Annotated in this window: 21 protein-coding genes, 1 tRNA gene and 1 pseudogene; 10 read left to right on the top strand and 13 right to left on the bottom strand. The window is 37.9% G+C overall.

The window, feature by feature from the left end; genetic code table 11:
- Positions 1–311 precede the first annotated feature (311 nt).
- From FQ083_RS02275 to FQ083_RS02255, 5 genes and pseudogenes are all read left to right on the top strand, one after another.
- A complete protein-coding gene (locus FQ083_RS02275; protein ID WP_149408659.1) occupies positions 312–3,506 on the top strand; it encodes a hypothetical protein in 3,195 nt (1,064 codons plus the stop codon).
- A 1-nt stretch (position 3,507) separates the two neighbouring features.
- Positions 3,508–3,996, top strand: coding sequence for a response regulator (locus tag FQ083_RS02270; protein ID WP_149408658.1), 489 nt, complete (start codon positions 3,508–3,510; stop codon positions 3,994–3,996).
- Entirely contained in the window at positions 3,974–5,188 is a 1,215-nt protein-coding gene (locus FQ083_RS02265) for a hypothetical protein (RefSeq protein WP_149408657.1), read from the top strand. Before FQ083_RS02270 ends, FQ083_RS02265 begins: the two co-directional genes overlap by 23 nt.
- 103 nt (positions 5,189–5,291) lie before the next feature.
- Positions 5,292–5,771: a hypothetical protein gene (locus tag FQ083_RS02260; protein WP_149408656.1), complete on the top strand. Its 480-nt coding sequence runs from the start codon at positions 5,292–5,294 to the stop codon at positions 5,769–5,771.
- Between the two features lie 100 nt (positions 5,772–5,871).
- Positions 5,872–7,157 (top strand): annotated as a pseudogene (locus FQ083_RS02255) (IS256 family transposase).
- Between the two features lie 195 nt (positions 7,158–7,352).
- Here the strand turns inward: FQ083_RS02255 and FQ083_RS02250 are convergent.
- The 6 genes from FQ083_RS02250 to FQ083_RS02225 all read right to left on the bottom strand — a co-directional run bounded on the left by FQ083_RS02250 (position 7,353) and on the right by FQ083_RS02225 (position 11,600).
- Positions 7,353–8,831, bottom strand: coding sequence for a DUF4041 domain-containing protein (locus tag FQ083_RS02250; protein WP_149408655.1), 1,479 nt, complete (start codon positions 8,829–8,831; stop codon positions 7,353–7,355).
- On the bottom strand, positions 8,828–9,154 hold the full coding sequence (locus tag FQ083_RS02245) for a hypothetical protein (protein ID WP_149408654.1): 327 nt from the start codon (positions 9,152–9,154) through the stop codon (positions 8,828–8,830). Before FQ083_RS02245 ends, FQ083_RS02250 begins: the two co-directional genes overlap by 4 nt.
- Before the next feature lie 359 nt (positions 9,155–9,513).
- Positions 9,514–9,834, bottom strand: a complete 321-nt coding sequence (locus FQ083_RS02240; RefSeq protein WP_262880818.1) for a hypothetical protein — start codon at positions 9,832–9,834, stop codon at positions 9,514–9,516.
- Between the two features lie 10 nt (positions 9,835–9,844).
- The gene (locus FQ083_RS02235) at positions 9,845–10,138 is read right to left on the bottom strand and encodes a hypothetical protein (RefSeq protein WP_149408653.1); all 294 of its coding nucleotides are present in this window, start codon (positions 10,136–10,138) and stop codon (positions 9,845–9,847) included.
- Entirely contained in the window at positions 10,135–11,352 is a 1,218-nt protein-coding gene (locus FQ083_RS02230; protein WP_149408652.1) for a tyrosine-type recombinase/integrase, read from the bottom strand. The genes FQ083_RS02235 and FQ083_RS02230 overlap by 4 nt, the downstream gene beginning before the upstream one ends.
- A 32-nt stretch (positions 11,353–11,384) precedes the next feature.
- Complete coding sequence (locus FQ083_RS02225) at positions 11,385–11,600, bottom strand: hypothetical protein (protein ID WP_011513303.1); 216 nt, start codon at positions 11,598–11,600, stop codon at positions 11,385–11,387.
- A gap of 196 nt (positions 11,601–11,796) precedes the next feature.
- Here FQ083_RS02225 and FQ083_RS02220 point away from each other — a divergent pair, with 196 nt between their 5' ends.
- Positions 11,797–12,024, top strand: coding sequence for a helix-turn-helix domain-containing protein (locus tag FQ083_RS02220; RefSeq protein WP_149408651.1), 228 nt, complete (start codon positions 11,797–11,799; stop codon positions 12,022–12,024).
- A 424-nt stretch (positions 12,025–12,448) separates the two neighbouring features.
- On the opposite strand, the gene FQ083_RS02215 is transcribed toward FQ083_RS02220, so the two are convergent.
- A tRNA-Gly gene (locus FQ083_RS02215) sits at positions 12,449–12,523 on the bottom strand.
- Positions 12,524–12,775: 252 nt separating this feature from the next.
- On the opposite strand from FQ083_RS02215, the gene FQ083_RS02210 reads away from it, so the two are divergent.
- The 3 genes from FQ083_RS02210 (at position 12,776) to FQ083_RS02200 (ending at position 16,998) form a co-directional block, all read left to right on the top strand.
- Positions 12,776–14,446, top strand: coding sequence for an alpha-keto acid decarboxylase family protein (locus FQ083_RS02210; RefSeq protein WP_149408650.1), 1,671 nt, complete (start codon positions 12,776–12,778; stop codon positions 14,444–14,446).
- Between the two features lie 185 nt (positions 14,447–14,631).
- Positions 14,632–14,967 carry a GlpM family protein gene (locus FQ083_RS02205; RefSeq protein ID WP_149408649.1) on the top strand — a complete coding sequence of 112 codons (336 nt, stop codon included), beginning with the start codon at positions 14,632–14,634 and terminating at the stop codon, positions 14,965–14,967.
- 240 nt (positions 14,968–15,207) lie between these two features.
- Positions 15,208–16,998 (top strand): potassium/proton antiporter, encoded by a 1,791-nt coding sequence (locus FQ083_RS02200; protein WP_149408648.1) that lies wholly within the window; start codon positions 15,208–15,210, stop codon positions 16,996–16,998.
- Between the two features lie 96 nt (positions 16,999–17,094).
- On the opposite strand, the gene FQ083_RS02195 is transcribed toward FQ083_RS02200, so the two are convergent.
- Together FQ083_RS02195 and FQ083_RS02190 are read right to left on the bottom strand one after the other, a co-directional pair.
- Positions 17,095–17,628, bottom strand: coding sequence for a DUF2058 domain-containing protein (locus tag FQ083_RS02195; protein WP_149408647.1), 534 nt, complete (start codon positions 17,626–17,628; stop codon positions 17,095–17,097).
- Between the two features lie 187 nt (positions 17,629–17,815).
- Complete coding sequence (locus FQ083_RS02190) at positions 17,816–18,514, bottom strand: haloacid dehalogenase type II (RefSeq protein WP_149408646.1); 699 nt, start codon at positions 18,512–18,514, stop codon at positions 17,816–17,818.
- Between the two features lie 184 nt (positions 18,515–18,698).
- Here FQ083_RS02190 and FQ083_RS02185 point away from each other — a divergent pair, with 184 nt between their 5' ends.
- Positions 18,699–19,307 (top strand): TetR/AcrR family transcriptional regulator, encoded by a 609-nt coding sequence (locus FQ083_RS02185; RefSeq protein WP_149408645.1) that lies wholly within the window; start codon positions 18,699–18,701, stop codon positions 19,305–19,307.
- A 216-nt stretch (positions 19,308–19,523) separates the two neighbouring features.
- Here the strand turns inward: FQ083_RS02185 and FQ083_RS02180 are convergent, their stop codons facing one another.
- From FQ083_RS02180 to FQ083_RS02165, 4 genes are all read right to left on the bottom strand, one after another.
- The gene (locus FQ083_RS02180; protein ID WP_149408644.1) at positions 19,524–20,177 is read right to left on the bottom strand and encodes a DsbA family oxidoreductase; all 654 of its coding nucleotides are present in this window, start codon (positions 20,175–20,177) and stop codon (positions 19,524–19,526) included.
- 153 nt (positions 20,178–20,330) lie between these two features.
- The gene (locus FQ083_RS02175; protein WP_149408643.1) at positions 20,331–20,885 is read right to left on the bottom strand and encodes a carboxymuconolactone decarboxylase family protein; all 555 of its coding nucleotides are present in this window, start codon (positions 20,883–20,885) and stop codon (positions 20,331–20,333) included.
- Positions 20,886–21,160: 275 nt separating this feature from the next.
- Entirely contained in the window at positions 21,161–21,979 is an 819-nt protein-coding gene (locus FQ083_RS02170) for a sterol desaturase family protein (protein WP_149408642.1), read from the bottom strand.
- Complete coding sequence (locus FQ083_RS02165; protein ID WP_149408641.1) at positions 21,969–22,628, bottom strand: CDP-alcohol phosphatidyltransferase family protein; 660 nt, start codon at positions 22,626–22,628, stop codon at positions 21,969–21,971. The genes FQ083_RS02170 and FQ083_RS02165 overlap by 11 nt, the downstream gene beginning before the upstream one ends.
- Positions 22,629–22,700: the final 72 nt, after the last annotated feature.

Raw genomic sequence — 22,700 nt, 5'->3', positions numbered from 1 at the left:
AGACAAATTTTAGAGCATACTTAGTAAGAGATTACTAAAGTGTGTTGAATTGCTACAAGATTTTTGGTCAATATCAGTAATATGATATTCCTCTTAATTAAACATTGTGAGGCATCTTCTAGAGATTTAGGGTCTAGATTGGTAGTTGATGACGTTGATTTTTTGTAAATGATGTTTACGATTTAAGTGTAAAAAAATATAACAAGGCGTTTAATAAAATTCTTACTTACGGTGAAATATTTAGATTTTCTTTTGTATTGATAGCGTACGCAAATCTACTATTAGTAACCTTTCTGATATTCTGGTGGACAATGAAAAATAATAATGATGTTTTAAGACTAAAAGGTAAAGTAAGAGGAGTTATAGCAAACAATAATTCATCTAAATTTAGAAAAGCTTCTAAATTTGAAAGCTCTGTAGGAATTGAGATGGATTTGTTCGATATTCTTGAAGAAGCTAGATCCAAGCTTGATAGTAATACTTATCAAGATTTTATAATCTGGTCTAAGAATTCGGTTGGATATCAAATTAGGAAATATCAAAAGCCTTTTGGTGCGCTTAAAAAACAAGAGATCAGTGTAGATATAAGTAAAAATTCAACTATGAATTTGGCTATTAAAATAATTGATTCAGACAGAGATAAAATATTAAAGTTTATAGATTATAAAGAGATTTTTTTTAATAAGTTAATTAATGAGGAGGGTGAAGGTCTTTTTAGATTTCTAGACAAAATAGACTTAGAGTGTGGAAAAAGTTTATGGTCAATTTCATTAAGACTATTTTTATATCAATTTTATTTTAGTCTAGAAAAACAAAAAGAATATCTAGAAACTGTTAAAAAAGAATATCCTTCAGGTTTGATGCCATTCATATTACATAGGTTAAGTATAAAAAACGAACCTCAGACTAATATAGATAGATATAAAATTTCAATAAAAAAATATTTCAAAGAAAATAAAAATAATATTAGTCAAGATTTATATGGGTATCTAGTTTATAAGTTGGTTGATTCCGAAGTGGAAGATGTTGGTTCATTAGCAAGAATACTATACTTTGAAATGAAATTTAATTCTATTGATTTATTTGATACATTAAGCTCAGTATTGAGAAGGCATAAAAATAAAAATGGAGAGAGTTATCAGTCGTTTATAAAGACTGATAAAATAAACTTAATAAACGATTTAATAATAAAATCTAGTGATGTCAATAGAAATGAATTTCTATTATCAGATACTTTTAATGATAAGAACCATGTAATAGCTGATAAAAAAATACAAATAACTTATGAAATAAGAAGGCTGTTCAGTAATTTACTATTATTTAATCATGAATATGAAGATAGTCTAAATAAACTAAAGCTTTTACTCGAAATGTTATCTAGGAACGATAGCTTCTACTATTTGCATAAATTAGTATTATTTTTTGAAAGCTATGACGAAAATAACATTAAAGCTTTCAATTCCTATGAAAATATAGATAGTTGTTTTCCTGATTATCTTCATAATAATAAAGATGTAGTTTCTCTTTATGAAAATATGTTCAATCTTAAACCTGGTGACTTTAAAGTAGAATATATTAAAGATGAGAAATTTCATAATCTTTATAATGTCATTAAGATAAAAAATAATATAGAACACAATATTTCATTATATAATATAAGGGAATTAGCTAACTACTTATTAAGTAATAGTTTTGAAGATAGATTTATAAGCTTCATAATAGAAGATCCCTTTGTTTTAATTGATAACTTGCATTTATTTAATAAAGATTTATTACCTTTATTGATCGTACTGAACAAATATAACACAGTATTATTTTCTGAAGATTTACAAAGTGAAATATCATATATAGTTGATAAAGAGCTTGAACTAAATAATAAAGTACATCCTTCAGAGTTGATGGAAGTTGAAGTGATAGATAGCTATTACTTAACTTATTTTTTTCGAGAAATATGTAGGCAAAATATTTTAGACAACTGTGAAAGTCTTGATAGCTCCAAAGCCGTAAACTTGGAGCGCAGAAAAGTTCTTAGTCATCTAATTAAGTTAGACGAGAAAAATTCTGATATTTATCATGAAGAAATATTATCTATCACTTCTGACTTAAAAATAAAATCAGCAATTGAACATATTGATGCAACTAGAATACATGTAGATGAAGATTCCCTAAAAAACGTTGTTATTGATGAGTATTATGAAAGTCTTAGAAGATATGAAAGTTTAGTTAAAGCCGGTATCGGTGTATCGAAAAATTTTGAAGATATAGTTGATTTGACTCTTAAAAATATTAAAAGTGAAGATCATATATTTGATACACCAAATAATGAAGCAGATGTTCTTCTAATTGAAACCATAAATGGAATAGCTTCTCAATTTCTTTTTAATCCAAAATTTGGTCTAGACGGTTTCCTTAGTAAAAGAATTAGGCATAATTCAATAGTAGGATTTGTTAGGGCAGCGCCTGAAGAACATGACTTAGTTACTAATCAGCCTTCTAAATCTGAAGATTATGTAGAAAATGAATTCTGGATGTCAAAAATACCTGATGAATTGCAAGATGAAGTAAATTTATCTCTAAAATATTTTACAGCTAGTTTTGACGATTACCTCAAACGCATTAAAGATAATTATATTCAAATAAAGAGTTACCAAAATCCTGATGGATTAATAGTGTTTGAATTACCAAATACTCATTTTGTTATACTTAAAAGTTTATTCCAAGATCAGTATGATATCAGTACTTTTATTTCAAGTTGCTTCAACTTGTTCTGGATTTCATTGGAGCCTTCTCTTGAGTCAATAAGGAATAAGTTTAAGAATGAGTACTGTATCGGAATATCTAAAATTCATGACAATTTATCCTCTAATTTAGAAAGAATCTTACATGGTAAGAAAAATAAATACTATTTTAATGATATTAATCGTTGTGTAATTGACTCTCGTACTCAGTCATTAGTCTATTTAAATAGAGCATCATCATGGTTTACAAGGATAAGCTTAGTTCAAAAACAATATTTCACAGTTAAAGAGTGGTTAGAGGTTTCATTAGAAGCAGCACAAGCTCGTCATTTGTCTGCAAGGATGACAAATATAATACATGTCAAAAATGATAGCAACATTCTTATTGCACATTTACTTAATCTCCAGTTAGCGGATATAATTCAGATTATTGTAGGGAATATTAGTGACCATTTAAATATGTATCCTACTGTGCTTTCTATCAATGTAGATCTTGATATCAATAGAGAAACTATATTTTATGAATTTAATAATTCCATCCCTTGCATTCCAACTAGAGAAAATGAAAAATTACTTGAAGAAATAAGAATAAAAATAAATAACAAAGATTATCAAGATAAATTAACCAAAGAAGGTAATTCTGGGCTTTATAAAATAGCATCGATTATTCATGATAAAGATGATAAGGGTTCAATAAATTTTTATTATGAACATAAGACTTTTATACTTAAACTAAGTCAAACTTATTCAAAAAATATGAGTATATAATATGAGAATATTAATTGTTGAAGATGAGTTATCAAAAAAAGAAAATATTCTAAAATCTATATATGGTAAGTTTAATAATTTAACTGTTTCTGAAGCTAGTTCTGTAAGATCCGCCAAACAAATTTTAAAAAGTAAACAGGAGTTTGATTGTATAATTTTAGATATGTCTCTGCCTACTTTCGATATTAAAAAAGATGAGTTTGGTGGAAGACCACAAGGTTTTGGTGGAAAAGAAATTATTCGCCAAATGATTAGAGAAAGAATAGTTATTCCAATAGTAGTTGTTACTGCATATGAAGTCTTCCATGCCAAAAATAGTTTTGATGATACTATTCAAGATATAACTTTGGATGAACTTAAAGACCAACTGATTAGCTATTCTAATCTTATTAAGATTGAAGTAATCAAATATGATGCATTAATAGATGATTGGAAGAATCAATTAATGGAATTTTTAGAGAAAATAGATGAAAATATTAATTGTAGATGATAACTCCAGTAAGGTCATGTCTATTAGAAATGTAATTTCTAATAGTTTCCCCAATGCTGAAATCGATGTAGCCTTAACTATATTTGATGCCAAAAGAAATCTTAGAAATAAAGCATTTAGTTATGATCTAATGATATTAGATTTATGTCTGCCATTAAATGACAACTCACAACCAAATCTAGACTCAACCCTCAGTTTTATAAATGAGATAAAAAGGTCTGACGATAAATATTCCTTACCATATTGCATTATAGGACTTACTGCCTATGATGAATTAGAAGTGAAGGCAAGAAGTGATTTTCAAAAATGTGCTTGGGTAATTATAAATTATAGTATTATTGAGGATTCATGGAAGTCTACAATTATTGATATAATTGAGCATATTTCTAGGCATAATAACAGCTATGAGGTAGATGTGTGTGTGCTAACTGCATTACATTCTCCAGAAGCTGAAGTTTTTAAAGAATTTGTTAATTGGAACTGGAGTTCATTAACGCCTATAGGAGATAAAATTCTAGGTTATAAAGGTTTTTTTACTGACAAAGATGGTACCAAACGAACTGTAATCTTATGTTCTAGTATTGAAATGGGCTTGATTCATTCTTCAATCCTCACTACTAAACTAATACAGTTAATACGTCCAAGAATAATAGTCATGTCTGGGGTATGTGCAGGTGTAAAAAATAGATGTAATTTAGGAGATGTTGTAATTGCAAAAAGTTCCTGGAATTATGATGAAGGAAAAAGGTACATCGATGAAAATGGTTATAGATTTATTCCATCAGTTATGCAGGTAAATATAAATAAAAATCTAAACCATAGTCTCCAGGCATATATTATAAATTTTAAAAATCCATTTGTAATTAATCAACATTTTGATAATGGAGATATTATCAATAATAATCTTAAAATACATCGCGCTATGATAGCCTCAGGAAGCTCAGTCCTAAGTGACTCGTTAAGCATTTCTAAACTTTATGAAAGTAATAGAATGCTTTTAGGCGTTGATATGGAAACTGTTGCTTTTTACACCGCATGTGATCAATCAGATTATAATATTGATTATTTTTCGGCTAAGTCTATATGCGACTTCGGTGATTCTGACAAAAATGATGAATATCAAAAATATTCCTCTTTTACTAGTGCAAAATCTATAGAAATCTATTTAAGTAGTTACTATGGTTTTATCTAAACCTAATTATACCAAGCTGAATTGTTTCGACTGATTTATGAGTTAAGTTTAAATAAGTAGTTTATTTCTTGAATTTTTAAATGCTTAAGGCAGAATAGTTTACATGGCTAATAATTTTAATTCTGAACACCTAGTTGAGCATGCTTGGAAATACTTTATATTGCATTCGACTCAAAGAATGACTTTGTTCAATTATTTCCTTTTTATTATGGCCGCATTAGGAGCTGGACTAGGGGCAATATTACAGGCTTCAAACAAACTTGAATATATGGGAGTTTATCTGAGCTTTTTTGTGGTGATTGTATCGATTATTTTTTGGAAGCTAGATCAAAGAACATCATTTTTAATTAAACAATCAGAAAATGTTCTTATAGACCTAGAGGTACGTTTAGGAAATGGTATAGGGATTTTTTGTAATGAAGAAAACAACCTATCAGAGCAAAATTCAAATAGGTTTTCACTCAATAAAATAATCACATACGGAAAAATATTTCGTTTTACATTTTTCATTACAGGGACGGTTGGTGTAATGGGAATAATTATGTTTGTATTAAAAATACTTGAGTGTACGCCTGCATCTTGATGTTGGCTCTGGTAATACGAGAGTATCCTAGATTCTTATACTAAGGGAGTTTCCCAAACTTTGTGTAACTGCTTATAATCCACTAACAGGAGAATAAGCAATGACTACTCAATCTGACATTAAAAAACTGGCTGAGCAAATGGCTGGTAGCATGAACAGCTTCGATGATATCAAAGACTTCCAGAAGCAGCTTATGCAATCTTTTATCGACACTGCCCTTGAAGCTGAGATGGAAGAGCATCTCGGCTATCCTAAGCATGAAAAGGCGGATAAGCCAAACAAGCGCAACGGGCATACTAGAAAGACCGTCCGCAGTGACACAGGCGATCTTGAGATCTCCACCCCAAGAGACCGTGATGGTGACTTTGAACCTGAGCGAGGAAACAGCAAAGCACTGCTTTGCCCGAGCGCAAGACAAGAGCTATACTCGCGTAGGTAAGTAAGCATCAAACCCGTATTAGTGGCCTTGATGACAAGATCATATTCCTTTACGCCAAAGGTCAAACAACGACTGAAATTGTTGAAACCATCAAAGAGCTCTACGATGTCGACATCTCAAGCTCTCTTGTCTCAAGAGTCACTGACAATATCTTAGACAACATTACCGCATGGCAGAACCGGCCACTGAGCAGCATTTATCCTATCGTCTATTAGACTGCATCGTCGTTAAGGTGCGCCAAGACAAACAGATCATCAACAAAGCTATCTACCTGGCAATAGGTGTTGCTCTTGATGGTAAAAAAGAGCTGCTTGGTATGTGGCTATCAGAGAATGAGGGCGCTAAGTTCTGGCTTGGCGTACTCACTAAACTACAAAACCGCGGAGTATAAGATATCCTCATTGCCTGTGTTGACGGTTTAAAGGGCTTCCCTGATGCTATCAATACCGTTTATCCTAACGCTCAGGTTCAGCTGTGTATCGTACACATGGTGCGTTACTCAATGAAGTTCGTACCATGGACGGATAAGAAAGCCGTAGCGGCTGATTTAAAGGCCATCTACGGCGCTGATACGCTTGAGATAGCAGAGGCAAACCTTGAGCACTTTGATGAGGTGTGGGGTGATAAGTACCCGCACGTGGTTAAGTCTTGGCGCAGCAATTGGGAAGGCTTAACGGTGTTCTTCGAGTATCCTAAAGACATCAGAAAAGCCATTTATACCACCAATGCTATTGAGTCGCTACACTAAACAGTATGATTCGGACGGCGGTGAATAAGCGTAAGGTGTTCCCCTCTGATCAAGCTGCCTTCAAGCCGCCTTCAAGGTGGTGTACTTAGCCACCCAGCAAGCATCCAAAAAATGGTCGATGCCCATTCGTAACTGGACGTCTGCTTTGAATCGCTTTATGATTATGTTTGATGATCGTATCAGCAAGCATTTAATCTAAATGGCAGTTACACAGAATCTGGGATGGGCTCCTTTTTGGGAAACTCCCGAAAAGTGTCCAGTATCTTGCCAATGGTCAAAATTATAATTTATAAGACACTCTTTACTTTTCAAGAAGCAACTAAGTATTGGCATAATGAGAAGCTAACGACCCCAATGCTTAGTTAGCTATATTTTAACTAATAGTTATGACGTATTAGGCAGAAAATTCCATTTGTTGCTCTAGAATTGATAAGCTCTGACGGTATTCAGCTGCATCAGCAGCCATTGTCCAATGAGCCTCTAACCCGGCATCCTCTACATAGTCACGAATTTCTTGTAATGTAACTTCAAAAAATTCTTTACGACTGTTGACCTTGTTAACTGAGGCTAAATCAAAATAACTGTGTAATTCTTTTTCTAAAGCTGGAGCATCTTCGCTATAAATCATAGCGTGCACATCAAAGACAAATGGTACAGATGCACTGGACAACTCCTTAACACGATCTAAAGGCTCTAGTCGACGAGTCATGCCAATTTTATAAATGTCTTCACCAAAACTACCGACATTACTAATAATATATACATGCCCTCGTCTAGTTTGCTGCGCCATTGATAAAGAGCGCTCTTTACGCGACTCTGCTTCTACTAATCTCTCATTGAGTTCTTGCAATTGGAGCTCATACTGCTGTTTTTGTTCAGCGGAAGCATAAGCTAACTCTTTACGTACTTTATTCATGGCTTCTCTTACCATCTGCTCGTCTCTTTTAGCCTCTTTTAAGGCTTGTTGTATTTCACGATCAGCTGCTTCTTCTTCACGCATTTGAGCGTTAATGTCACGCTGCTCTTCAGCTTCAGACATTTTTTGGTATTTATATTGATAATACACAGTACACTCCTGCATCTTTAACTCTACATAGTCCAAAGAGAGGCCAATTTCTAAGCTAATTAAGCGTTTCTCCAGCTTTTCTGCAAGTTTCTCTATCCTAGTTAATACGGATTCGTAATTACTACTGTTTATTTTATTAATTAAATAATCACTTTCACTATTGAAAGCAAGAATTAACAAGTAACCTTGATTTTTTAACAAACGTTTGTCATATGTGGTATCACCCGTTATTTCTATATAATCTGGATAAGTGTATGCAGTAGCTTCTCTAAGCATTATTTTTTGTTTTTCTCGGATAGCTTTAAGCTTTTGGTTATATTCTTTGCTGGTTGCTTCCCCATAAGCAGGTAATGGATAAAAACCGGAATCCACATAACTTTTCATATCTGTATAAAGTGACAATTCACTCTTCAACTCTGCAAGTTGATCTTCCAAGTCTGATAAATTTTTCTGTTTATAAGGCAGCTGACTGAATGCTTGTTCTATAGTCTGTCGACTAGCTTCCATACGTTGTAGATCGCTAGTTTTATTTTCTAGTTGATTCAGTAGTCTTTGCTTTTGTTCTATATCTACATTTAGTTTTACTATCTCATTCGTCGATTGTTGCTTTTCAATTTCGAATTTTTGATTAGCTTTCCACAACTCGTCTTTTACGACTTCAAGCTTGGCATACCATTGAGTGAACTGCTTTTTAATATCATTGAGTGAACCTAGACTATTGGTGAAACGCTTGTGTGCAACAATAAAGCCAATGATAAATGTAATCGTAGAAACAACGATCAAAACACTAATATCAATCCCCGTCATAAAACCATCTCCAAATCTAATAGCCTTTCTTTAAGCTGCACACGCGCCTCAACTCGCATTGCTAGCGCTACTTTTCCACGCTCAATAACCTCCTTTCGATACTCTTTTTCAGCTTTAACCTTTTCGCGTCTATAAGTCTTCTCTTGTTGAGTACGCTGTCTTTCTAACTCTTTATTTCTCTGATTCTCTTCTCTTAATCTAGTTTTTTCCTGCCGTAACCTTGACGCACGAACTCGCTTTTCTTGACGTTCTTGTTCACGTTGGATCTTTTGGTAGACTTTATACACTTTTCTAACAGTGGGTACGAATTTTGGTTTAGCCATAATGTATTCTTAATTTAGCTTACTTTTGTATATTGTAACTATTTAAATTTCCTTTGCTATCTTTATCTACTTTTAAACCTAAGAAATAAACGAAGATGATAGGTCGGATTATATTCATTCAAGCGCTTAGCTGAAATTTCAAAATGTGATTTCTATAAAGGTGCAGGTAAAAATAAATATGAGTAATATACATACTCTATCTTTAACGTAGCTACTGCGTAGAATAAGTAATTTACTTGCTCATACCAGACAGGTATCAACCAATGTAATGGCATATTAAAGTTGGATTGGGTTTAATAGATGCCTCATACTAAAAAGCCAGACAACCTGAGTAGTCTGGCTTTTATAATAGTTAACACTTATTTCTGCTTTTTATCTATCCGCCATAAAGCATGCTCACATATTGCGCATAACCAACCGTCTTTTGCGCGCATATAAGGAATATCAGCAGGTACTTCAATTGGACAAGCATAACCGCAGTACTCACATACCACATCGTCCAAGTATGCATAACACTGAGCGACTGTCTCAAAGAATACTTGAGGGCTGACCTCATACTTCTCACAAAGCGTCTTCACATGCTCAACGAAGCCGATTTTATTATCGTATGTCCAGTAATCCTCACATATTTTGATATCATATGTGCTCTGCATCATATTGGGTCGAAGTTTTACACTCATCATATTCTCCTCAGTAGCCACCATAACCAGAGTGCGGTAATAGCTCATAAAGCTCGCTCTGAAGTTGACAACGCATATCCTCAACCACATAACCAAGACTCGCATCCAAGCGCTTCTGTACCCACACACGCATCGCCATATCGTTATTAAAGCACCGCTTTACCCCTAAGAAGCGAGCTAAGTTATGACCCGATGAAACGTACAACTCACGCATCAATGCATTAGCGATAACATTCGCGTCTTCACTGATCGCACCGTCAGGTTTAAACTCACCAAACAGATCTTCATAATTAATGATTTTCATCGTGACGTCTCCTTGTCAGTCTCAGAGCTATTTGATGTGCTAGTTAGCTTTTCCTTGCTCGCAAGTAGTAAGTTATCCATTGCTGAGCCATCTTGACGGGTAATATCAGGCACATAGCGGCTGTATACCCGAAACAGCATCTCCGTACTACTGTGACCCATCTGCCGCGCTATCCACTCAGGATTCTCACCAGCAGCGAGCCAAAGTGTCGCTGCTGTGTGCCGAGTTTGATAAGCACGCCGATGTTTCAGGCCGAGTAGAGCAAGGGTTGGTTTCCATACCCGTCTATTCACATTACGGTACTCCATCGGATTGCCTTGTGAATTGCAAAAGATGAACTCTGACTTACCAAAGGTGCGAGTCTTTTGCTCTTGTAGTGCGTCATAGACCAACTGTGACATCGCAATATCACGTTGTGAGCCCAACGTCTTCGTCGGACCCATCTCCCCATTCACTAATGCACCGCGAATACTGATCTCACGCCGATCAAAGTTAATGCAGTCCCACTTAAGCCCATCGATCTCACTGGTACGCATCCCTGTAAAAAAGCGAATGGTGTAGTAGGGCTTATAGTCAGCGCGTACATGCTTTAAAATCAGCCATACCTCAGCCAGCGTAAAGGGATTTACATCCGGACGAGCTTGTTTAAGATTCTTAATATTTTTATAAGGCATCTCAAACTCATAGCGATCTGACGCTTCTTCTAGTATCATACGAAGAAGTATCATGATCTGGTTGATCCGTGCTACTGACAGACTTGACTGACCATCTTTACCGTAACGAACTTTGGCGAGAGAGCTACGGAAGGTCAGCAAGTCTGGTTTTTTTATAGCATGTACCGCTTTACCCCCAAACTCAGGTAACAAGTACTTATTCAAAATAATCTGTGTCTTTTGCCGATAGCTCGGCCGCCATTCAATCTTCCTCTCCTCATAAAAAGTCTCTGAGAATTGCCTAAAGGTTGGATTGCGACTGATACAAGCCTCCGCTCTATCAGCCAGTGCCGTCATTTCTTGTGCTCGTTCACTCTTTGGAAAGTAAGCAGCATAGTCGAAGATGCCTAAGGTGATTTCTGCTTCCATTTTCTTCATTATTTGTGCTAATTTTTTACGATTAGCTGGGTTGTCTTCTAAACTCGTCTTTTCTCGACAGCGCTTACCTAAGTAGCGGAAGTCAACGACCAGTTTGCCAAACCGTCCTCTCATAGTAGCCATAGTAAATCTCCTAGTCTTATCAATATAATGAGTTATTGAAGTGCCATTCCATTGATAGCGCTCATGACCGGCTTACACATATCCTCTTCGATACGCTCCCATACATACAGAATCTTACGACCACCAAAAGGGCGTATGTAATGAATGTTTTCAATCAAAACAGTGTCTTTCATTTGATTGCGGATAGTACGTGCGTCGTACTTGATGCGTTCGGCTAACTCATCAGTTGTTAAATAAGTATTGCTCATGGTATTTACCTCTTTTCAGTTATTAAGTCGTTGCATTAAGTGATAGAATGAAAACTATTTTATCAGCCTGTAAAAATGTACCTTTGAAGTATCAGCTATAATTTACCCGCTTAAAGGTAATTAGTAACCGATTTGTGTACTATATTGTCTTTTTACCTCAATGTAAAGCATTTTTACCCGAAAAGAGGTATTAATTATGATTGTGTCTAAACTTCCTGTGATTCTGGCAGAGAAAAAGTTGCGTGTAGCAGATGTCGTAAGAGCAACAGGTATGAGTAAATCAACACTTCATAAGCTATACAATGAAGAGTCATCAAGAATTGACTTCAATACCATCGACCAGTTATGTGAGTTTTTAGATGTACAGGTGGGGGACTTATTTATTTATAAGTCAAATAATAAAGATGATGAAGAGTCTTTATGATCTACAAAATTGAAAAAGATGTGCAGAGGAATAAGTGGTAGAGCCTTATATATATGACGTTCCAAGGCCTAAAATTAAGGTTGGGGTTATTTTAAAAACTTACTTTTTCATGATTTGGTCACGTTTTGGTCACGCTATGAGGTCAATCTACAAAAGTAATGGAAAAGAAAAAACAACGTTAAGAAAATATTTTTTAGCGTTGTTTTTTATAAGGGTAGGAATGTTAGTTGGGGTCAATTATAGAATCAGTGTTTATAGCGTGGGCACGAAATGGTCACGTTTTGGTCACGGTGCTGATTTTTGAGCTTTTAATATATTAGATAAACTTAGCAATTAGACTGAATAACTAATACTGGAAAACGCTGTAGCCCTTAAAACTGGGACAAAAAAAAGCCTCACTGTTAAGTGAGGCTTTTTAAGTATTTGGAGCGGGAAAAGAGATTCGAACTCTCGACCCCAACCTTGGCAAGGTTATGCTCTACCACTGAGCTATTCCCGCTAATTATCAATTAACTATCGTCAGTTGATGATGGCGTATTATACGCAGTTTTTTTGGTGTGTCAACAGCTAGTATGAAAAAAAGCAAAAGATAGTAGATTGGCATATTATCGCATCGTCTATCTATGTTATAACAGATTGTTATAATCTATATTCCAAAAGCTTTGCTTTCTATAAATAGGCTGGAATGCAGTTTTATAATTACTTTTATCATATTTATGATTAATAAACATAACACTTAAGGATAAGTAGTATGAGTCAACAATATACCATCGCTGATTATTTGTTTGATCGTGTCGCAGAAGCAGGTGCGTCAGAGGTATTTGGCGTACCTGGTGATTTTAATCTAACGTTTTTAGATAATGTACTTGCCTCAGATAAATTACGCTGGGTAGGTAATACCAATGAGTTAAATGCTGGTTACGCAGCAGATGGCTATGCACGTGAGCGTGGGTTTGCGGCGATGGTGACAACCTTTGGAGTGGGTGAGCTGTCCGCTATCAATGCCACCGCAGGCTCGTTTGCGGAGTATGCGCCAGTGCTTCATATCGTAGGCGCGCCAAGTACAGCATTACAAGATTCAAAGCGTCGCATCCATCACTCACTTGGTGATGGCGTGTTCAATCATTTTATCAAAATGGTAGAGCCGGTTACGGTAGCACGGGCACAGATTACGCCTGAAAATGCTGCCTCAGAGATTGACCGCGTGATTCGCTTGATTCTCAAAAAGCATCGCCCAGGCTATTTATTACTATCACCAGATGTAGCAAAAACGCCAATTTATCCGCCAACGACCAAACTTATCGATAGTGAGGAAGACATTACTAGCCAAGCGGCGTTAGCAGACTTTAAACAAGCGCTGATAGAATTTTTACCCAATAAAACCACGACGCTCATGGCAGATTTGATGGTGCATCGTTTGGGTCTGCAAAATCAGCTTAAGGCTTTGATTGCCGATACTGACATTCCTTATACGACGTTATCGTGGGGCAAAACTTTGCTTGATGAAAATAGTGAGCGTTGGGCAGGCACCTATGCAGGCGTGGCATCGCGTCCTGTCGTTAAGGATATGGTCGAAAACTGTGAGTGTTTGATAAAAATTGGTGTGCAATATACTGATACTACTACTGCAGGTTTTAGCCAAGATATTGATGAAAACGTGGTGGTTGACCTGCATTATGAGCGTGCGAGTATCGCAGGCAAAAACTTTGCGCCCATTGCCCTAAAAGATGCTCTAAAAACACTGCATGAGGTAATGACCTCAGATATTAATATTGTACCGAAGCAGTTCTGTGAAGAGGTAAAGCCGCATGAGCAACATGGCAAGGATGATGAGGCTATCCGTCAAGATGATTTATGGCATATCATTGCCGATGCGCTCGATGATAAAAACTTGGTGTTTTCAGAACAAGGTACTGCCTATTTTGGTATCAGTGATGTGCGTCTGCCAGAAGGCGTGACGTCTTATGGTCAGCCGATGTGGGGTTCTATTGGTTATACTTTGCCTGCGAGTTTAGGTGGTGCCATTGCTTCACCGCATAAGCGTAGTATTTTACTCATTGGTGATGGTTCTGCTTTATTAACCATCCAAGAAATTGCGGTAATGATTCAAGAACGCATCAACCCGGTGATTGTACTGATTAACAATGATGGCTATACCGTTGAGCGCGCGATTCATGGTGAAAACCAGTACTATAACGACATTCCTAAATGTGACTGGCAGTTGATGCCAAAAGCGTTTGGTGCCACCGATGATAATAGTCTGCTATTAAAAGCAGAAACAGCAGGTGAGTTAAAAGAGGCTCTCAAGCAAGCCGCTGCCGCCAAAGACAAGTTAGTTATGTTGGAAGTCATCGCTGGTAAGCATGATATCCCGCCACTATTAGCCGATATCAGTGCTGCGCTTAAGCCAAAAGCTAATTAAGTCTATTTAATAAATTTCAATTAAAAAAAGCCCATTGAGTTTAATGACTCAATGGGCTTTTTTGAGGATTTTTTTCGATATCGACCAACTAACTAGAGATACTGCTTATGTCAATTTGCATACTTTAGTATCATGATAGGTTGGGCTGTATGCAGCCATTAACACTCAAAGGGACATACCTTATTATGATTTGGCTGAAAATGCTTATTGGTGCCTTAATGGTATTAGCGATTCAATTATTTGCGCAAACCAGATTCTTCTATTTGGCGGCGCTTGCGCCACTTTTCCCCACGTTTACGTTAATCAGTCACTTTATTGTGGGTACTGAGCGTAGCCCAGCTGATTTAAAGGTCGCCTTAATATTTAGTATGCTCGGCGTCATCCCTCATCTTATCTATACCTTTGTAGTCTTTTTTAGCATCAGCTACGTCAGCTTATATAAGGCACTTTTATTGGGCACCGTCGCTTGGACAATTGCAGCGGCTATATTAGTACTTACGTGGCAATACATTCAAGCTTAATGATAGTTGGAAACGGGCAGTGCTCGCAATAGTGCGAAAATGGCATTCTAGAAGCGGATAAATTCAGATAAAGGTATTTAAAGGATTTTGAAGAGGGTTCTTTGCAGACAGGTTCTCTATATTTGGTCAACGATGTTATGCTTAAGGATGGTTGCGTCATGCTATTTACAGAAAAGTAAGGTCAATACTCTCGCACCAGCGCGACTCATCATAACTGACAAACATAGGGCTTAAAAAAAGATGGATACCTTAAATATCCTTTATTTCGTAGGAGCAGTATTAATTTTTGCCAGTATTATGGCAAGTACCTTGTCAGCGCGTTTGGGCGTTCCTTTATTGCTATTGTTTTTAATGGTAGGAATGCTGGCGGGCGAAGAGGGTATCTTAGGTATCGAGTTTTCCCAATATGCTATTGCTAATTTTGTCGGGCAGGCTGCTTTAGCTTGTATCTTGTTAGATGGTGGTCTACGTACCTCTTTTAAGTCTTTTCGAGTCGGTCTTAAGCCTGCAGTAACCTTAGCGACTTGGGGTGTCCTCGCTACTGTCATGATACTGGGCGTATTCGTGACTTGGCTGCTCGATGTCGATTGGCGTTTTGGTCTATTAATGGCAGCGATTGTCGGTTCGACCGATGCTGCAGCGGTATTTTCATTGCTGCGTAATGGTGGCGTTAAGCTTAACGACCGTGTACAAGCCACACTGGAGCTAGAGTCAGGCGCCAACGACCCTTTGGCTATTTTACTTGTGACAGGATTGATTGCCTTAAATGTCGATCCCGCAGGGCAAACGGTACTGGGCTTTTTAGGATTACTATTACAGCAGCTCAGCTTTGGCTTGGGGATGGGTTTACTGTTCGGTTATTTATTAGCAAGACTATTACCCAAGGTACATTTGGCAGAGGGCATGTATGCCATCTTAATTATGTCTGCTGGCTTGGCAGTATTTGCTGCGACCAACCTTATCGGTGGTAGTGGATTTTTGGCAATTTATCTGACCGGTGTGCTGATTGGTAACCATAAAGTACGCTCAACTGAGCATGTCATGCGGGTGATGGATAGCTTTGCTTGGTTGTCACAGGCGGTGCTGTTTGTGGTGCTAGGTTTGCTCGTGACGCCATCGAACGTTCTTGATGTTTGGTATTATTCGGTCGCTATTGCCGCCTTTATGATTTTGATTGCTCGTCCTATCGCTGTCTATACGAGTGTCAAACCTTTTAAATTTAAAGACAGAGAAATCGGCTTTATCTCTTGGGTAGGGCTGCGCGGCGCGGTTCCCATTACCCTTGCCATTTTGCCAGTGATGGCGGGCATAGATGGTGCCTTTATGCTATTTGATATTGCTTTTGGTGTGGTGGTTCTGTCATTGATTTTACAAGGCACTACCATTCCTATCATGGCGAATTTGTTCAAAGTACGTATCCCGAGCAATAAAGACCCAGAAGAAGAGCATGAAGTCTGGGTATCTGATAAGGCAAGTATTACCTTATATGAATTTGAAGTAAAACCTGGCGCATTTGCAATTGACCGTCATCCAATGGGTATCTCTAACCATGTTAGCCCTGATGAAATTAGCATCTTTGCTTTGGTACGTAGGCAACACATTGTGATGGTCGAAGAAACGACCAAGCTCAAATGCGGGGATAGAGTCTGGTATGCGATGAGGGGTAATCATGCCAGTCAAATTGCCAAGATTTTCAATGACACAACACTCGATCGTAAAGCCATCGATGACTTTTATGGTGATTGGTTACTATCACCAAGTGTAAAGCTTGGAGATTTACCGTTTTTTACCGGTATCATGGCGTCTGAGTCGCTTGTCGATAAGCTAAAGTCAAAACCTGAAGACAGCTCAAAAAATATGTGGGAGCAAACGGTCGCTGAATATGTCATAGATAACTTAGATATGAAGCCAGTATCAGGCGATATGGTTGCTATCAGTGATGAGTGGTCATTGGTCATCAAAGAAGTGGATGATAAAGGAAAGCTCAGAACGATTGGTTTAAAGCATCAAGAGTTTGCCAAGGCGATGTGATTTTTTTCTATGTATAAATCTCAGCTGAGATGCCTGCGCAAAAAAGCCCTATTGATTATCAATAGAGCTTTTCAATAGCATTACTTATAGTGATGATTACCACATCAAATCATCTGGAATCACATAAGCGGCATACGGATCGTCTGCTGCTAGCTCATCTTCTGCAGTATCGTTTGATACCACCATAAAACCTGTCATCTTTGAATCGATACGATCGGCAAGCGGGCGCGGTAGTAGGGCATAGCTGTCATCTAAACGGGCGATGACCACATGACCTGCCACAATTTGATCATATAGCTTTTGAGTAATAGAGATTTTTTTGACTTTGGTATCGTCGACAAACTGATAGCTGATATCGCCGTTTGTCTCAGTCAATTGATGCTGCTTAATCATTTGAACGATATTTGCTTTTAGCATCTTCTCTTCTAAGACTCGCTGTTTTTCTTGATTGAGCTTTTGGTCTTTTTCTAGCTTTTTAGCTTGGGCATCTGCCAAGGCCTTTTTAGCTTCGATATTTGATGCATCACCAGTGCGCTTAGCGTGTTGCGCCTGTTTGCTTATTTTATTGGCTTTTTTACTATCAACCAAACCTGCTTTTAGAAGTTGAGCCTGTAGGGCATTTTTTGCCATATCTGCATTACCTAAATGAAACTACCTAAGTGAAATGATATAAATCGTCATCAGTCATGGTAACAAATTCTGCCAAGAGATGTCATCAAATACGGTAATCCCAAAGTTTTTTATTAAAAAATCGTCTGTCAGATAAGTGAGTCATATAACTATCTAGGGTAATTGCCATAAATTGTTGTCCATCGGCCTAAGAGCTTTGATGATTAATAATGTGTTCAGCGAGGGTGATGAGGTCTGAAGCGATGAAGTCTGGTTTTGGTACATTGGTTGCCGAAAGTAGCGCGTTATAAGGTCGGGTTACGAAAGCCCCTTGGCAGCCAGCAGCTTGAGCACCAATAACATCCCAGAGATGACAAGCGACAAGACATAGCTCTGAGGTCTCAACGGACAGCTCGCGAGCGACCATCTGATATGTTGCCGCTGCAGGTTTAAATTGGCTGACGTTTGCAACACTAAAATTCTGCTCAAAGAATTCACTCAGTCCTGCTTTTTCAAGCGGTGTCGGAGAGGAGACGCTGGGCGCTGAGTTGGTCAAGGTCACTAATCTAAATCCTGCATCACGTAGTTTGGTCAAAGCAGGGATAGCGTCAGGGTGAGCTGACATCTCACTCATGCGCTGCTTAAACTCCTGTACATCTTCTTCTGTTAGCGTAACGGCATGAATATCTGCGGTCATTTGCAAGGCACCCATGCCAAGCTCGCCAAAAGGTGTGTAGAGACCAGATAAAGTCATGGTTTGCGAATAAAGTACCAATTGCCCGAACCACTCTCTAAGTCTGTTATTATCGCCAAATAAGCGCGTGAATAAGGGCGTGAGCGTCTCGATATCGAGTAAGGTTTCGTTGACATCGAATACGATAATCGGAGCTGAGTAGATAGAGGACATAAAAGTTCCTTTTTTAATACAAGTAAGCCTTACTAGTGATATATTGATAATATAATAAAGACATTCGGCAAACTTACTTTAGCTGGACTTGAGTAATCATTCAAGATAAAATTGAGTAGTCACTCAAATTGTATAACCATGTTTACTTTATTGTCTAAAATCATGGGACAAAAATTGGAATATTATGTCACGTACCACACTATATAATCGTCATGAAGCATTAGAGCGGGCCATACAGCTGTTTTGGCAAAAAGGCTTTCATGCAACCTCTTTAAAGGATATCGAGCAAGCGCTTGATATGCGACCGGGCAGTATTTATGCCGCTTTTGGTAATAAAGATGGATTGTTTCAAGAAGCGCTTGATTACTATGCGCAGGCAGGGCTAAAGGAGCTTGAGCGTACATTAGGCAGCTATGAATCCCCTTTATTAGGATTGGCAGCTTACATGCGTCAGCTTGGCGGTATCCGCGAAAAAAATCTGCCCAGTCGGGCATGTATGCTGGTTAAAAGTCTGCTTGAGCTTGGTGCCCGTGAACAGTTAGCGCTAGAGAAAGTTGAAAAATTACTAGCGGGTATGGAGGCGCGTTTTGCCGCATGTTTTGTGGAAGCGCAGCAGCTAGGAGAGCTGGATGACACACTCGATCCACTGAGGTTGGCCCGTCGATTACAAGCCGAGGTTATGGGACTGCGTGCTTTTGCTCAGCGCGATGTTGATAGTGCAGCGGTTCATGCACTTGCAGAGGATATGGCCTCTTCTATAGAAAGCTTGCGCAATAATGAGTCTGTGGGTTAAAACGATGCCTAGTGGCCAAGTTTAGTTTAAATGATGAGTCTGAATAAGCGTACGTTCGCTAGTATGATGGTCATGTAAGCTGAAAATCGAACATGAGTATGGATATTAACGGTCATTTGTATAATAGCAGGTGTAAAAAAAGGCTACTTGAAAGTTTAAGTAGCCTTTTTAGTTTTAAATTTTGCAGAGTATTTTTATTATTAATTAGAGATACATCTATTGTGGCATGTCCGCTAATTGCTGCAAAATACTTTTGAAATTCTCGACCCCTTGAGCACCGCTAACCAAGTGTTTTTGGTTAAAGATAACAGAAGGTACGCTTTGAATGCCTTGCTGCCTCCACTGTTGTTGAGCATTGCGGACGTCTTCAGCAAAGCGTTGATCTGCTAATACCGCTAGCGCCTCACTACGATCTAAACCAATCTCTGCTACGATATCGGCTAAGACTTCTTTGTTAGAAATATCTCTAGCGTGAGTAAAGTGAGCCGCGAACAAGGCTTGCTTTAAATCATGCGCGTACCCTTGCTGATCGGCCCAGTGCAGTAGTTGATGCATAGCAAAGGTATTATAAGTGCGACTCTCTTCAGTAAAGTTAAACGCAAAGCCTACCTCACGACCAGCCTCAGTCATTTTAGCGCGGCTGGCATCAGATTCTTCTCGACTTGAGCCGTATTTCTTAGCGATATGATCACGATAGTTTCGTCCTTCGCTTGGTGTATCAGGATTAAGCTCAAACGGATGCCAATGAATCTCATACTCAGTATTGGTTTGTTTGAGTGCTTCGGCCAACTGTCCATAGCCTATAGCGCACCAAGGGCAGACCACGTCCGACACGATATCTATTCGTAATGGTTTTTTTAAATTACTCATAGTGGCTCCTTATTGTATGCTTAGATAAATGGTCTTCTTATATACTGTACTTACTTGTATATGATGTTTTCTTATAGGCATTATACAAAAGGCTATCCTAAATAAAATAATCTAGAATAGCCCTTTGTATTTTACACAATCAGTCAGCTTTAATTAGTCAGCCTTATGCCATTCAAATTTTTGAAAAGGCTTATCGATTGGCGTATTAGCCAGATGGTTGGTGTAGTTACTCATTACTTTCTGTGCTGTTGCTAATATCACTTCTAGCACTTGACGCTTAGTGAATCCTGCGTCCAAAAACGCTTGTACAGCGTCATCATTGACATTGCCACGATCACGAACCACAGATAGAGTAAAGTCACGTAAAGCTTCTAGTTTTGCAGTTGGTAGTGGCGTCTCGTCACGTAATGCATCAGTGATAGCATCATCGACTTTCATGCTTTTGGCAATACCAGTATGAGCTGGCACACAATAATGACATTCATGCTCGACGTTGATGGTTTGCCATACTACCGTAGTCTCTTCGTCATCAAAGCTGCTGTCTAAGAACAATTGATGTAGACGTTGGTAGCCTTCAAGCAATCCAGGCGCTTCAGCCATTACGGCATGTAAGTTTGGAACCATACCAAATGCATTGATTGAGACATCAAGTAGTGCTGTGCTTTCTGCTGGCGCGCTTTGTTTGTCATGTAATGTAAAGTCAGTCATATATAATTCCTATTTGGTATTAGTAATAGTATTAAAATTTTATTCAATCATTCAGGTTGAAAAATAAAGATAATATGTGATTAAAGTTAGAGCTCGTTATCGTAAAGGTATCACCTTCTACTTGATAACTGACATCACTATAAATGATTTTGAGCAATCACTCAAATATAAATTGAATGATTGCTCAAATATTTGTAACGCTGGTTAACAATTAAAGGTTTTGCTAGCAATTAATTGTTCTTATTTACCCGTTTAGTGATGGTTAGATGCTGCATCTACTTTTGATTGGATTGATTTTTAGAGGGTTTATTTTTAAAAGGCATGAGCAACAACCCCCATAGTGAGGCATTTTGCTTGGCATCGGGATACTCTTTTAAACCAATATCTAATGCTTGGTCAGGTTTTGACGCGTTACTTTTATAACTACCGAAGAGCCTGTCCCACCAAGTCACACTAAAACCGTAGTTGGAGTTGGTCTCACTGGCCCGTTGGCTGTGATGAATACGGTGTAAGATTTGCGTGACTAGAATCATGCGTAAAGGCTTCTCAATCACTGGTGGCAGACGAATATTGGCATGATTAAACATAGCCAACCCATTTAAGGCAATCTCGAATATAAGTACCACGATAGCAGGGACACCAAGCACACTAATGACAACGAGCTTAAGCAATATGCTTAAGACAATTTCGATAGGATGAAATCTAAGCCCGGTGCTGGCATCGATGTGCGCATCAGCGTGATGGACACGGTGCAAGCGCCAGAGAAGCGGCACTCCATGAAACAAGCGATGTTGCCAGTAGATAACCATATCAAGCAACAATAAGCTTAAAATAATCGCCGCGATATTCGGTATCTCAATTAAATTAAATAAACCGATACCGTTTTCTTGATTATAAATGGCGACCGTTGTCAGCCCAATGGGGACTGCCAAACGCGCAACAAAAGAAGAGGCAAATACTAATCCAAGATTAGCAAACCAACGTGTGCTACTCTTAATTGGTGATTGACGTGCGGGATGCCTATGCTCAATGAACATCATAATGACCAATATGCTAAAGAAAAAGCCCAAACGCCACCACATCTCATTCGCCATTACTGACCTCCTTAATGGGCTTATGTATATCGGTTTCGAGCCGTTTAAGCGTATGATAACCGCCATATATACGAGTCATAATAGTAACCGCACACGCCGCTGCAAAAATACTAGCTAATACCACAAAGTGCTGTGGCCAAATACAAAAGGCGATAAACAAAACAATGGTTTCAGTACCCTCAGTGAGACCATTTAGATAATAAAAGCTCTTATATTTAAATTGCGGCTTATCTAATTGAAATTTTTCAGCAGCAATAGCAAATGCCAAAAAGCTAGAGCCAGTACCAATAAAAGCGGCTAATAATAATGCGCCTGCAATGGCGTTTTGCTCGGGATTAACCAATACAAAGCCGAGTGGCACCGCTGCATAGAATAAAAAATCTAGGGTAATGTCTAAATAGCCGCCCGCACTTGAGCTTTGCTCAGCATAACGTGCCAATGCACCATCTAATCCATCAAAAACACGGTTTAATATAATCGCGATTAGTGCTGCATACCACAGCTCAAAAGCAATCAATGGCAACGCCAACATACCAGTGAGAAAACCAGTGACAGTCAACTGATCTGCGGTAACACCGCCCTTATAAAATAGCACGACCAATGGCTCTAATAGAGGCTTGATGATGGGTGTAATAAACTTATCGAGCATATTTCTGCCTTTTGTATCGTCATTCTTTTAGAAGCAAGCAGTCGAACTTTTTATACTGGTTTCTAAGTATTG

The organism is Psychrobacter sp. ANT_H59, assembly GCF_008369225.1.
Lineage (GTDB): Bacteria > Pseudomonadota > Gammaproteobacteria > Pseudomonadales > Moraxellaceae > Psychrobacter > Psychrobacter cryohalolentis.
Note: the sequence above shows the minus strand (reverse complement) of the source record. Positions and strands in the feature narration are given on the sequence as shown.